Below are 12,203 nucleotides of genomic sequence, written 5' to 3' on the forward strand. Positions count from 1 at the left end.
GGCCCAGGCGCAGGCCGAGAATTTGCGCATCGGTCTGATCTACGACCTCACCGGTCCCTTCGCCGCAGGCGGCTCGGTCGCCTCCTCGGTCGGCGCGCAGATCGCCATCGACCTCGTCAACGAGAAGGGCGGCATCGGCGGCAAGACCAAGATCGTGCCGGTCGCGGCGGATTCCCAGAGCAAGGCCGACGTCGCCATCAACGAGGCCGAGCGGCTGATCAGCCAGGAAAAGATCGACATCATCAACGGCGTCTATTCCAGCGCGCATGCGGTGCCGATGGCGGCGAAGGTCGAGCAGCAGAAGAAGATCCTCTGGATCACGACCGCGGTCTCGACCGCCGTGTTCAAGGACAAGAATCTGCAATACGTGTTTCGCGCGCAGATCCATTCCGACCAGTACGGCCAGGCCTTTGCCGGATTCATCGCCGAGCATGCGAAAGCCAAGCTCGGCATGGACGCGAAGGACGTCAAGGTCGCGCTGATCCACGAGGACGGCCCCTATGGCGTCGGCGTCGCCGCGGCCGACGAGGCCTATGCCAAGCAGGCCGGCATCCAGGTCGTGCTGCGCGAGGGCTATTCGGCGTCCGCGCCCGACCTCTCGGTGCTCGTGACGAAGATCAAGCGCGCCAAGGCCGACGTGATCTCGCATGCCGGCTACAACCCCGATATCACCCTGTTCCTGCGCCAGGCCCGCGAGAGCGGCTTGCGCTTCAAGATGCTGTTCGGGGCCGGCGCCGGCTACAGCCAGCTCGACAAGCTGCGCGCCACCTTCGGTCCCGACATCGACAATTTCTGCAACATCGACCCGGTGCCGGCGCAGCTGCTCGATGCGGCGAAACTCGCGCCGGGCATGGGCGAGCTGATCAAGACCATGGTCTCGCGCTACCAGACCAAGACCGGCGCCACCGACGTGCCGCCGCACTGCTCGATGGGTTTCAACCAGACCTGGGTGCTGCTCAACAACGTGCTGCCTGTCGCCAAGGAGAAGTACGGCAGCTTCGAGCCGGAGGCCATCCGCAAGGCCGCGCTCGACGTCGACATCCCCGCCGGCGGCACCATCCAGGGCTATGGCGTCAAATTCTTCCCGCCGGGCACGCCGCTGTCCGGCCAGAACGAACGCTCGACGCCGGTGGTGATGCAGAACGCGGGCGAGCACATCTCGGTGGTGTGGCCGACGAACATCAGGACGCAAGACCCGGTATTCCCGCTGCCGAAGGGCTCGACCTACGGGGCGTAGAGAGGTTTCTTCGCCTCTCCCCGCTTGCGGGGAGAGGCCGGAATTTGCGCAGCAAATTCCGGGTGAGGGGGCCTCTCCGCGAACTCCTCTGTCACCGTCCCCGCGGAAGCTCCCCCTCACCCCAACCCTCTCCCCGCAAGCGGGGCGAGGGAGCCCGGTCCCGTCGCGGCAACGATCCCCTACAACACCACCCGTCGCCCCTCCTCCGCGGCCCAATAGCCGGCGTAGTTCACCTTGATCGTCTCATAGGCGAGCGCAAGGTCGGACAGCGGCTGCCGCCCGGCCGCGACGCATTCCATGAAGTCCTGGATCTCCTGCAGATAGCCGCGCGTCCATTCCTCCTCGAGGCAGACATATTGCCAGCCGGTTTTGCGGTCGACCTTCTCGGTGATGTAGACGCTGGCGAGCTTCTCCTCGGAGGTCTGGTAGCTCATCAGATGGTTGTTCGGGGTGATGTTGGCGAACAGCGAGCCGCCCGACGTATAGGTCTCGACCAGATTGCGCACGCCGCCCATGATCATGTCGCCGGAGAACACGGTGGCCTTGGTGCCGTCAGAGAAAGTCGCGGTCAGCGTGCCCCAGTCCTCGACATCGACGGGATCGGCCTTGATGTAGGTGCGCTCCTCCGGCTTGAGGCCGGCTGTGACGTTGCCGACATCGCCGGTGACGCTGGCCACGCGGATACTCTCGCCGCGCGCCTTCGCTTCGACCTGCTTGAGGTAGAGCACGGCGGAGAGCGGATGGCAGCCCATGCGGATCAGCGAGCCGCCTCCGGTCATCGCCCATTGCGCGGCGTGGGCCGCGTGCGAGCCGGAATGGCTCTCCTCGCCCTTCATGAACAGGATCTTGTCCTTAGTCGCCTTGATGATCTCCGCGGTCTTGGTCACCGCGGGCGCGTAGATCCAGTCCTCGGCGTACATGAAGAGCTTTCCGGTGCGCTCGATCGCGGTGCGCGTCTTGTCCATCTCCTCCAGCACGCGCTCATACATCAGCGCCTTCGGCACGTGCTTGCCGATCGGCTGCTGGTCGCCGTCACGGCCGAAATAGCCGGCGAACGGCTTTTCGCAGATCACGTGCTTGCCGGCCTGCATCGCCGCGACGATCATTTCGGCATGAAGATTGGGCGGCGTGCAGATGTCGACGACGTCGATCTCGCGGTCGGCGATCAGATCGGCAAAGCCGCGATAGACCCGCGGGATGTTGTGACGGCCAGCGAATTCGACGACGTGGTCGCCGCGCGCGGCCACCGCCGCGACTTCGACGTCCACGCCATAGACGCGCCGGAACGCATACATGTGCAGCTCCGACACGAAGCCGCAGCCGACGAGTCCGATCCTGATCCCAGCCATAGTGCCCCCTTGCTTTGGGCGGCACTATAGCGCGCCGGCCGGCCTATTCCACGGAGACTCGCACCACGCCGGCACTCATCATGCCGAGCGCGCGGGCGGCCGGCACCGAGAGATCGACGATACGGCCGCGGATGAACGGGCCGCGATCGTTGACGCGACACTGGATCGTGCGGCTGCCATAGGAGACCCTCAGCACGCTGCCGAACGGGCGCGTCCGATGCGCGCAGGTGAGCTCGCCCTTGCCGGCTTTTCCGTAGCTGTAGTAGGAGGCGAGCCCGTTTTCGGCATGGGCAACAGAAAATGGTGAAAACGAGAAAGTAGCGAGACAAAACAATAGCGTCGGCTGCGCGCGCACGGCACCGCTCCGGGTTGGCCCAGACCCGTCCCGCAAACGTCAGTTTGTTCCCTTCAGTTCCTGGAACTGCCGGGACGAATCCCGGCAACGCCATCAAAGATTGTTACTGTCTGTGAAAAACCAGCGTGCGCACCTCGATGCTTTCGCGCGGCGCGGCGTCCAGCGGCGTGGTCGGATCGACGAAGGCGGTGTGCGGCCCGAAGCGGGTGCGGCCGTCGGTTGCGGAATCGTAGCATTTGAGCAGCAGCGCCTCGTCCGGTGTCATCTCCGGGAAATAGAACCAGCGATGATCGGGATTGTATTTCACCGAATAGGTCTCGCCGCGGCGGTTGGGATAGATCAGGTCTGACGCCACGAGATCACCGGGCGCAACCGTAGTGCCGTCGGCCATGGCGAGCGGTGAATCGCGCAACGGACCCCGGATCGGACGCCAGAGGTTGATCACCTGGACGCGGCCCTTCAGCAGCTCTTCGGCCTCGTCAGGCAGATGCTCGCGCACCCGGTTGGCGCCGGAGATGGCGGTCTGGTCGACATGGACGCGTGTCGCCGGCTGGCGCGGGCCACCGCCGCGGGTGTCGGCCGCGCCCTCGACGCGCTTGCGCACGATATGGTCGAAGATGACGACGCGGTCGGCCTTCAGCGTCGCGCGCAGGAACGCCTCGACGGCGGGATAGTAGACCGCCCTCACCTCTGCGTCGTCGTAGAAATCCTTCACCCGGGTCGGATGGCGCACCAGCGCAAAGCCTTCGCGATCGAGCGAGAAATTGTTCGCGATCAAGCGCGCATCGAAGATCGGCACCTGATGCGGCTCCGGCAGCGACGTGCTCCTGGGCTCACCGGGCGGCGGGTCGAATGCGTAGGTTCGCGGCTTGCCGGATGTCGGCGCGAGATAGTTGAGCTCGGCAGTGACGAAGGGAAGCGATTCGATTCTTGTTTCTTGCAGGCCCATGGCCGGTCTCCCGATGTGGTCGTCGGATTGATTTTTGAGGGCGCGCGACGTGGCACAAGAGGTGCGATGCAAATAGCAATGAGGATGTTGTCGGGAGCGACGAATGCAGAAGGAACGTGTCGCGCAAGACGATTGCGCTGGAACGGGTTCTTCCTACTTCACGGATGCTTGAGTGTTGGTGATATATCGTGCCCCGGCTCTGCGGAGCAGCGTTGCACGCTGCACCGCGTCCGGGACACGAGGACTTCGCTACAACCCCGCCTTCGCAATCGCATCCGCAAAGGAGCGGTCGACGATCTCGGCGGCATCGAGCTTCTGCTTGATCAGGCCCCAGCGGAAATAGAGGTCGATCGTGCCCTGCTCGTCCGCGACGACGCCGTCGTCGATCGGCGCGATGCGGATTTTTGCGCGCGAGAGCCAGTTCTGCGGCACGGCGACCGGGATGTTCATCAGCCTGCCCCAGGTCGCGGCATAGCTGTCGACATTGCTCAGCGACCATGCGCGCGCCGCGGTGAGGCGGCGGATGAAGTCCGTCAGCTCGGCGCGCTTGTCCCTGATCGCGTCAGGCCGCGCCACCTGGAAGCTGAGGCCCGGCGTCAGGCCGTCCGAGGTGATGATGCGCCGCGATCTGAACAGCACCTCCTCCTGGCTGACATAGGGCTCCCAGGTCGACCACGCATCGACCGAACCTTGCGTGTAGGCGATCTTGGCATCGGACGGCGCGAGGAACGCGATCTGCACGTCGCTCGCGCTCCAGCCGTTCTTCTCCAGCGCCGCGAGGATCAATTGATGGCCGATCGAGCCGCGGCCGGTTGCGATCTTCTTCCCGCGCAAATCGGCAAAGCTCCTGATCGGCGAATTCTCCGGCACGAGGATCGCGAGCCCCTCGCGCGTCTGCCGGATGGCGGCGATCGCCTTGACCGGCGCGCCCGAGGCGGCGGCGAAGGTGAAGGGCGCGTCGCCAACGAGCCCGGTCTCGATCGCGCCCGCGCTGAGCGCCTCCAGCAGCGGGGCTGCCGCCGGAAACTCCTTCCACTCGATCTTGTAAGGAACGTCCTTGAGCACGCCGGCCGCTTCCATCACGGCCTGCGAATTGCCCTTCTGGTCGCCGACGCGCAAAGTGGTTTGCGCTGCCGTCAGCTCGAACGAGCCGAACAGCAGCGCGCCGGCCAGCATGAGACGGATCATTCCGCGGCCTCGCCACGAACGGCTTGGCGCCTGGCGACCAGCTCTCGCGTCAGCGGGATCAGCTCACGACCATACTCGATCGCGTCGATCAAGGGATCGAAGCCGCGGATCAGGAAATGGCTGATGCCGAGATCGTAATAATCGCCGAAGACTTCGGCGACCTGCTCGGGCGTGCCGACCAGCGCGGTGGTGTTGCTGTTGGCGCCGGTGAGCTTTGCGATCTCGGTCCACAGCCGCTTGTCGATGCGGCCGCCCTGGTCGGCCAGCGCGAGCAGGCGCCGCGCGCCGGCAGTGGCGTGGCCGTCGGCGGGCTTGCGATAGCCGGTCTTGTCCTGCAGCGCGGTGGCGCGCGCCAGGATTTCCTCGGCCTTTTCCCAGGCCTGCTTCTCGGTGGGGGCAATGATCGGACGCACCGACAGGCTGAAGCGCGGCGTCGGCCGGCCCTGCCTGACAGCGGCGTTGTGGACGCGCGAGGTCACATCGCGCACCTGCGCGTAGGACTCGCCCCACAGCGCAAACGTGTCGGCGTGCTTGCCGGCAACGTCGATGGCCGCATCCGAGGCGCCGCCGAAATAGACGCGGATGCCCTCGGACCGATACGGCTTCACCTGCGAGAAGGCGTTCTCGACCTGATAGTACTTGCCCTTGTAGGTGAACGGCTTGTCGCTGGTCCATTCCAGCTTGAGGATATCGAGAAACTCGGAGGTGCGGGCGTAGCGCTCGTCCTTGTCGTCGAGCGTGTTGCCGTCCTGCCTGAGCTCGGTGGCATTGCCGCCAGTGATGACGTGGAGCGCAACCCTGCCGCGGGAAAACTGATCGAGCACGGCAAACTGCCGCGCCAGCAGCGTCGGGGCGGTGAATCCCGGCCGCTGCGCGATCAGCACGTTGAGGCGGGAGGTCACGTTGAGGACGTGCTGCGCCACCTGGAGCGCGTCGGGCGAGGTCGAATGAAACGCCAGCAGCGCGCGATCGAAGCCGGCATTCTCATGCGCCTTCGCCACCGTCTCGATGTGGGTGGGGTTGAGCACCGGTCCCTCACGGACAACGGTCTCCGACGAATTGTTGTTGCTGATGAAGCCGATGAACTCGATCGACATGATCGTCTCCCTGTTGATGTCCTAGAGGCCCAGTGCGGCGCGGCCGAGGCCGATGCGCGTGGAATCATCCTGCGGCGTGTGCACCCGACCGCACAGCACGTCGCGATAGTGCCGCTCCAGCGGATTGGCGCGGGACAGGCCGTGATTGCCGGTGAGGGACAGTGCATCCTCGACCACGGCGATCGCGTTGTTGGTGACGGTGAGCTTGATGACGTTGGATTCGCCGGCAGAGAGTCCAACGCCGTCGTCGAAATCGCCTGCAAAGGAGGCGATCAGCCGCGCGTTGACCGCGAGCCTGGCTTCGATGGCACCGAGGATCTCCTGTGCGCGAGCCAAGGTCGCGAGCGGCGCGCCGAGGCTGGCGGGCACGCGCTGCTTCAGGAACCTGATCAACCAGTCGCGCGCCGCGCGGGCAACACCGTCGTAGATCGCCGCGACGAAGACCGTGTGGATGGCGGCCTGTGCAACGTCGGGCGCACGCCAGTCCGCCGGCTTGCGCACGTCGACCTCGGCATCGAGGGGGATCACGACGTCGTCGAAGATGACGTCATGGCTGCCGCTGGCGCGCAGGCCGTGATGGTCCCAGGTCTCGACGATGCGGGTGCCCGGCAGGCCCGCCGGCACCAGGAATTGCCCGACGCGCGGCTCGGCCTCATCCGTCCGCGCCCAGACCAGGTACCATTTCAGGATCGGCGATCCCGTCGAATAGATCTTGTGGCCGGAGAGGCGCCAGCCGGTCTCGGTGCGCCGCGCGACCGTCGCCGGCAGGCCGCCGCGCGCGGGCGAGCCGAGCTCGGGCTCGACCCGCAGCGCGTTGACGAGCGCAAGGCCCTCGACGCTCTCGCGCGCAAGCTTGCGCGAGTGCCGCACCGGCCAGGTCGGGCTGCGCGCCATCACGAGATGATTGATGTAATGCATCGACAGCACCAGCGCGGTCGACGGGTCGGCCTTGCCGATGATGCCGATGACGCGCGCAGTGTAGCGCGCACCGGCGCCGGCACCGCCATGGACCGCCGGCACCGTCAGCGACAGCAAGCCCGCTTCGGACAGCTCGCGAAAATTCTCGAAGGGGAAGCTGCCGGTGCGGTCATGCCCGGCCGCGCGTGCCGCGAAACCTTCGGCCAGCGCTTCGGCACGCGCGATGTAGTCGGGCTCGCTATGGGCCGTGCGCCCCCTGGCTACGGATGTCACCATGTTGCGTCCAATCCCAGCAGGCCGAGGATCTGGCGGCGCAGATCGGCGAGATAAGGATCGCCGCGATGACGCGGATAGGGCCGGTCGACGCGGATGTCGGCCTTCACGCGTGCGGGACGATCGCTGAAGACGATGACGCGGTTGGCGAGCACGAGGGCTTCCTCGGCGTCATGGGTCACGAGCAGCGTGGTAAAACCCTTGCGCTGCCAGAGCGAGACGAGCTCGGCCTGCATGGTGATGCGGGTCAGCGAGTCGAGCTTTCCGAGCGGCTCGTCGAGAATCAGGATCTTGGGATCGTTGACCAATGCACGCGCCAGCGCGACACGCTGCGCCATGCCGCCGGAGAGCTGGTGCGGATAGGCGTTGCGGAACGACGCCAGTCCAACCAGATCGAGCGCGGCATCGACACGATGACGCTGGCTCTTGAGAATGCCCTGGGCCTCGAGGCCCAGGGCGACGTTGTCCCAGACCGACCGCCAGGGAAACAGCGTCGGATCCTGGAACACGACCACGCGCGAGGGATGTGGACTCCTGATGCGCTCCTCGTCCTCGCGCAATCGTCCAGCCCTGGGTTTGTCGAGGCCGGCGACGAGGCGCAGCAAGGTCGACTTGCCGCAGCCGGAGGGGCCGAGCAGCGCGACGAACTCGCCTGGCTCGACCGAGAGGCTGACGTCGCTGAGCACCGGCAACTCTGCGCCGTCGATGTCGAAGGCGTGGCTGACCTGCTCGATGTCGAGCGCGGCGCCGGCGGCCGGATGCGTGACCGCTTCAGCCAAAGCTGCGGCTACCATTTCACAGTCCCCTTCTGCCAGACCAAGAGACGATCGCGGATCGCAAACAGCAGCGTGATCGCACCGGAGCAGAGCAGCGACATCACGATCAGCGCCGCATACATGTTGGCGTAGGCCGCCCAGCCCTGCGCCCATTGCAGGTACCAACCGAGCCCGGCCTTGACGCCGATCATCTCGGCGACGACGAGCACGGCGAAGGACGAGCCGAGCCCCATGAACAGTCCGACGAAGACGTGCGGCAGCGCGGCGGGGATCGCGACCTTCAGCACCAGGAAGGACGGCTTGGCGCCGAGCGTGCGCGCGACGTCGTAATAGGCATTGCTGACGCTCGCGACACCCGACCAGGTCAGCACGGTGACGGGAAAGCCCGTTGCCAGCGCGATCAGGAAGGTCGAGGCGCTCCAGCTCGACGGGAAGGTGAAGAAGGCGATCGGCAGCCAGGCCGTTGCCGGCAGCGGGCCGATGAAGCGTAGCACCGGATGCACCCAATAGCCGACCGCGCGCGACCAGCCGATCGAGACGCCGGTCAGGAAGCCGACCGTGGCGCCGATCAGATAGCCGCCGAGCTGAAGCTTGACCGAGGCGAACACGCTGTCGAGCAGCTTTGGCAAATCGTCGGTATAGACCTCGATGATCGACTGCGGCGGCGGGAAGAACGGCAGCGGCAGCCAGGCGAACTTTGCCGTCGCGACCTCCCACAGCGTCAGGAAGGCGCCGAGCGCGACCAGCCAGGGCGCGCGCTTGTGCAGGGCCTTGCCCGCCGATCCCAGATAATCGGCACCGATGGTGCCGAACAGCGCGATGGCCGCGATGACGAAGGCGGCGATGCCGAGCGAATGCGTGCGCGACCAGTCGCCGACATCCGCCCACCACAGGCAGGACAGGCCGAAGGCGATCCAGGCGATGCTGGCGAGCACACCGACGCCGGATTCCTTCGCCCAGTTCGCCAGCAACGGCGCGCGCGAGAGGCGCGGCGCGCCGGAGGCAAGGCCGTCAGACAGCGAATACGTCGACATAGATGCGCTCCGCGAATTTGGCCGTGTCGGTGCTCGGCTTGAAGACCTGCACGCTCTTGAGATCGTCGGCATAGGCCTTGAGCTCGCGCTTCAGCACATCGCCGACGGGATGATGATGGTGGGTGTGGTAGCGCACCATGCCCTCGATATCGGCGAGCGTGGCCGCCTTCGGCGCGTAGGGCTGGAACGATTTTGCGGCGGCCGTCGCATTCTGCGAGCTGAACATCGCGGCATCGAGCAGCGCCTGTGTGATGGCGCGCGCGACCTGCGGCTCCTCCCGCACCAGGCTGCCGCGCAGGCCGAGGATGCAGCAGCTCTTTTCACGGAATTCACCGTCGAGATTGGAGGCGACCTCCTTGTACTGGGTGTCCTTGAGCCAGAGATAGGCCAGCGGATCGGAGGACAGGAACGCCTGCACCTCGCCCTTCTCGACGGCGACGTTAAGGAGGTTGCCGGGATAGGCGCGCCAGTCGACGTCCTTGTTCGGATCGATGCCGAGCTTTGCCAATTGGATTGAGAAGAAGTTCTTGTCGGGACCGGCGAGATCGCCGACCGCGACGATCTTGCCCTTGAGATCGGCGAGCTTGGCAACACCGGAATCGGCGCGCGACAGCACGCGCATGCAGCCGCCATGGGTGCCGGCGGCGATCTTGACGTCAAAGCCCTGCTCCAGCGGCTTCAGCCAGCGCAGCGCCATGCCGAGACCGGCATCGCTCTTTCCCGTCGCGATCGCCTCGAGCAGTTGATCAGTCGAGCCGGAATAGTTGACGAGCTCGACGTCGAGATTGTGCTTCTGGAAGAAGCCATGCTCGATGGCAACAGGCACCGGCGCGAGGCAGACGGCGCCGGCATTCCACGACAGTTTCAGCTTGCGCGGCGCGCCGGTGAGCGCGGGCGCATCGGACGCCGTCCGGCACAGCGGAAACTCCGAGAAATCGATGCCGGATGCGATGCCGCGCGGCGCAAAAGCCTGCGCGCCCAGCGCGCCGAGCGGCGCAGCGAAAGCTGCCGCAAGCCCCGCCTGGAGCAGATGGCGCCGGTCGAACCCCCGTCCGCCGCGCTTGTCGTCGTTGTTCATCAGTCCCCACTCCTGCGCTGGCACGACTCCGCCCTTAGCGCAACGCTTCACGTTGCGCATGGTCCGTACGGAGCTGCGTTGAGAGAAAATTATTCCGCCGGCGTTTGTCGCGCCGCGTTGATGCGATACGCAAATCATGCGGCGCGCTCGCCGCATCGTCAATGAAATGGAATTTCGAATGTGATGCGAAGCGAGGTCATTCTCTCCATCAGCGCGCGCGGGAACGATGAAACGATTTTCGTGAATGCGGTTGCTCCCGGCGATCGCCACAAGCGCGCATCTGCTTAGATCCCATGCATCTTTCTGCCGCAGGACCATCGTGTTCTCGCGCGCAAGGATTCAATGAAACGTCCTTGCCCGATGCGCGCGCAATACGGTTGGCCATTTCATTGACTGCACTTCGCTCGGTCATAGACTCGATCGTCTCGCTGCATCGCTCGCTCACGCGTCGTGAGCCAAAGTCACAAGCACGCAACAAGACAGGCTATATGAGCATCAACTCCCACGAACATTCCATCACCCGCCGGCTCGCCGCTTCGCTATTCGCCGCCGCCATCACGCTATCGGCGACTGCCGCGTCGTTTGCCGCGGACACCGTCGTGCTGCGCGTCGGCGACCAGAAGGGCGGCAACCGCTCGCTGCTCGAGATCTCCGGCTATGCGAAGGACCTGCCCTACAGAATCGAATGGTCGGAATTCCCCGCCGCGGCGCCGATCCTGGAAGCGCTCAACGCCGGCGCGCTCGACGTCGGCTACACCGGCGATCTCTCCTTCCTCTCGATCTACGCCGCGGGCGCGCCGATCAAGGCGATCGGCGGCACCAGGTCGGATGCGAAGACGCAAGCCATCCTGGTGCGTCAGGACTCGCCGATCAAATCGGCCGCCGACCTTAGGGGTAAACGCCTCGCCGGCACGCGCGGCGGCTGGGGTCAGTTCCTGATCGACGCGACGCTGGAGAAGGCGCAGATCAAGCTCGAGGATGCGACCTTCGCGCCGCTCGGCCCCGTCGATGCCAAGATCGCGCTGGTCGCCGGCTCGATCGACGCCTGGGCGGTGTGGGAGCCTTACGTGTCGTTCGCGACGCTGAAGGACAAGGCGCGGGTGATCGCCGACGGCGAGGGCCTGACGCCGACCATCACCTTCATCGTCGCCTCCGACAACGCCATCGCCACCAAGCGCGCGGTGGTGCAGGACCTGGTGCAGCGGCTGAACAAGGCACGGCTGTGGTCGCTGGATCACGTTTCCGAATATGCCAGGAACACCGCCGAGCTGACCAAATTGCCGGAAGACGTGCTGCTGTCAGCCTACACAGCGCAACGTACCAGCCCGATCGTAATCGACGAGAACGTGGTGAAGGAGGTGCAGGAAGCCTCCGATCGCTCGACGCGTTACGGCATCCTGCCCAAGAAGCTCGACGTCAGCAAAGCCGTCGACCGCAGCTTCACGGCTGCGGCGGCGGGATCGAATTAACTTCCAGCGGATGACACTTGACACCCCAACAAAGGTGCGCTCCCTCCCCCCTTGTGGGGGAGGGAGCGGAGAGAGCGCTGCTGTTGTCCGAACTCAATTCGACTTCAATCCTTCGCACTCAGAATGGAGACGGCCACGCCTCAAGGCCGGCCGGCTGCATCTCGCCGCGATCGTGCTCACGCATTTCGCCTGCATGAGCCTGATCGTGTGGCTCTCGCTGTAGCTTCGCGCGATCACCAGTATCCGCGATAATAAGGCCGGTAGTACGCGCGAGGCCGGTAATAGCCATAGCGGTAGCCGTAGTACGGACGGGGACGGTAATAGGAACGATATCCATAACCGTAACCCGGACCATAGGCGTAACCCGGTCCATAGCCGCCATAATAGGCGGGCGCATAACCATAGCCATAGCCGCCGTAATAGGGACCGCCGCCGTAATAGCCGTAGCCATAAGGCGCGCTGCTGGCGATGGCGCTGGCG

General features: G+C 65.4%; 12 protein-coding genes. 2 read left to right on the forward strand and 10 right to left on the reverse strand.

What is annotated here, in order from left to right; translation table 11 throughout:
• Positions 1-1,237 (forward strand): ABC transporter substrate-binding protein (locus IC66_RS0110505; RefSeq protein WP_038947582.1); only part of this gene is annotated, 1,237 nt, incomplete at its 5' end.
• A gap of 179 nt (positions 1,238-1,416) precedes the next feature.
• Here IC66_RS0110505 and IC66_RS0110510 read toward each other — a convergent pair.
• The 9 genes from IC66_RS0110510 to IC66_RS0110550 all read right to left on the reverse strand — a co-directional run bounded on the left by IC66_RS0110510 (position 1,417) and on the right by IC66_RS0110550 (position 10,254).
• Complete coding sequence (locus IC66_RS0110510) at positions 1,417-2,586, reverse strand: Gfo/Idh/MocA family protein (RefSeq protein WP_038947583.1); 1,170 nt, start codon at positions 2,584-2,586, stop codon at positions 1,417-1,419.
• 43 nt (positions 2,587-2,629) lie between these two features.
• On the reverse strand, positions 2,630-2,941 hold the full coding sequence (locus IC66_RS0110515) for a septal ring lytic transglycosylase RlpA family protein (RefSeq protein WP_028145398.1): 312 nt from the start codon (positions 2,939-2,941) through the stop codon (positions 2,630-2,632).
• A 103-nt stretch (positions 2,942-3,044) separates the two neighbouring features.
• Positions 3,045-3,890 carry a CmcJ/NvfI family oxidoreductase gene (locus IC66_RS0110520; RefSeq protein ID WP_038947584.1) on the reverse strand — a complete coding sequence of 282 codons (846 nt, stop codon included), beginning with the start codon at positions 3,888-3,890 and terminating at the stop codon, positions 3,045-3,047.
• 249 nt (positions 3,891-4,139) lie between these two features.
• Positions 4,140-5,078, reverse strand: coding sequence for an ABC transporter substrate-binding protein (locus IC66_RS0110525; protein WP_038947585.1), 939 nt, complete (start codon positions 5,076-5,078; stop codon positions 4,140-4,142).
• Positions 5,075-6,175: an LLM class flavin-dependent oxidoreductase gene (locus IC66_RS0110530; RefSeq protein ID WP_038947587.1), complete on the reverse strand. Its 1,101-nt coding sequence runs from the start codon at positions 6,173-6,175 to the stop codon at positions 5,075-5,077. The genes IC66_RS0110525 and IC66_RS0110530 overlap by 4 nt, the downstream gene beginning before the upstream one ends.
• Before the next feature lie 21 nt (positions 6,176-6,196).
• Positions 6,197-7,369 carry an acyl-CoA dehydrogenase family protein gene (locus IC66_RS0110535; protein ID WP_038947588.1) on the reverse strand — a complete coding sequence of 391 codons (1,173 nt, stop codon included), beginning with the start codon at positions 7,367-7,369 and terminating at the stop codon, positions 6,197-6,199.
• Entirely contained in the window at positions 7,363-8,160 is a 798-nt protein-coding gene (locus IC66_RS0110540; RefSeq protein ID WP_028145403.1) for an ABC transporter ATP-binding protein, read from the reverse strand. The genes IC66_RS0110535 and IC66_RS0110540 overlap by 7 nt, the downstream gene beginning before the upstream one ends.
• Positions 8,154-9,176, reverse strand: a complete 1,023-nt coding sequence (locus IC66_RS0110545) for an ABC transporter permease (RefSeq protein WP_038947589.1) — start codon at positions 9,174-9,176, stop codon at positions 8,154-8,156. The genes IC66_RS0110540 and IC66_RS0110545 overlap by 7 nt, the downstream gene beginning before the upstream one ends.
• Positions 9,154-10,254, reverse strand: a complete 1,101-nt coding sequence (locus tag IC66_RS0110550) for an ABC transporter substrate-binding protein (RefSeq protein WP_038947590.1) — start codon at positions 10,252-10,254, stop codon at positions 9,154-9,156. Before IC66_RS0110550 ends, IC66_RS0110545 begins: the two co-directional genes overlap by 23 nt.
• A gap of 488 nt (positions 10,255-10,742) precedes the next feature.
• Between IC66_RS0110550 and IC66_RS0110560 the strand changes: the two genes are divergently transcribed.
• Entirely contained in the window at positions 10,743-11,723 is a 981-nt protein-coding gene (locus IC66_RS0110560; protein ID WP_038947592.1) for an ABC transporter substrate-binding protein, read from the forward strand.
• Positions 11,724-11,956: 233 nt separating this feature from the next.
• Here the strand turns inward: IC66_RS0110560 and IC66_RS0110565 are convergent.
• The coding region (locus IC66_RS0110565) for a hypothetical protein (protein ID WP_193375310.1) at positions 11,957-12,203 on the reverse strand (247 nt) is incomplete at its 5' end.

Source organism: Bradyrhizobium genomosp. III, from assembly GCF_000261705.1.
GTDB classification, from domain to species: domain Bacteria; phylum Pseudomonadota; class Alphaproteobacteria; order Rhizobiales; family Xanthobacteraceae; genus Bradyrhizobium; species Bradyrhizobium ottawaense.

Excerpts from the sequence above, each read along its gene's own strand:
- IC66_RS0110510 (WP_038947583.1), bottom strand. The coding sequence starts at position 2,586 with ATGGCTGGGATCAGGATCGGACTCGTCGGCTGCGGCTTCGTGTCGGAG.
- IC66_RS0110520 (WP_038947584.1), bottom strand. The coding sequence starts at position 3,890 with ATGGGCCTGCAAGAAACAAGAATCGAATCGCTTCCCTTCGTCACTGCC.
- IC66_RS0110525 (WP_038947585.1), bottom strand. The coding sequence starts at position 5,078 with ATGATCCGTCTCATGCTGGCCGGCGCGCTGCTGTTCGGCTCGTTCGAG.
- IC66_RS0110530 (WP_038947587.1), bottom strand. The coding sequence starts at position 6,175 with ATGTCGATCGAGTTCATCGGCTTCATCAGCAACAACAATTCGTCGGAG.
- IC66_RS0110535 (WP_038947588.1), bottom strand. The coding sequence starts at position 7,369 with ATGGTGACATCCGTAGCCAGGGGGCGCACGGCCCATAGCGAGCCCGAC.
- IC66_RS0110540 (WP_028145403.1), bottom strand. The coding sequence starts at position 8,160 with ATGGTAGCCGCAGCTTTGGCTGAAGCGGTCACGCATCCGGCCGCCGGC.
- IC66_RS0110545 (WP_038947589.1), bottom strand. The coding sequence starts at position 9,176 with ATGTCGACGTATTCGCTGTCTGACGGCCTTGCCTCCGGCGCGCCGCGC.
- IC66_RS0110550 (WP_038947590.1), bottom strand. The coding sequence starts at position 10,254 with ATGAACAACGACGACAAGCGCGGCGGACGGGGGTTCGACCGGCGCCAT.
- IC66_RS0110560 (WP_038947592.1), top strand. The coding sequence starts at position 10,743 with ATGAGCATCAACTCCCACGAACATTCCATCACCCGCCGGCTCGCCGCT.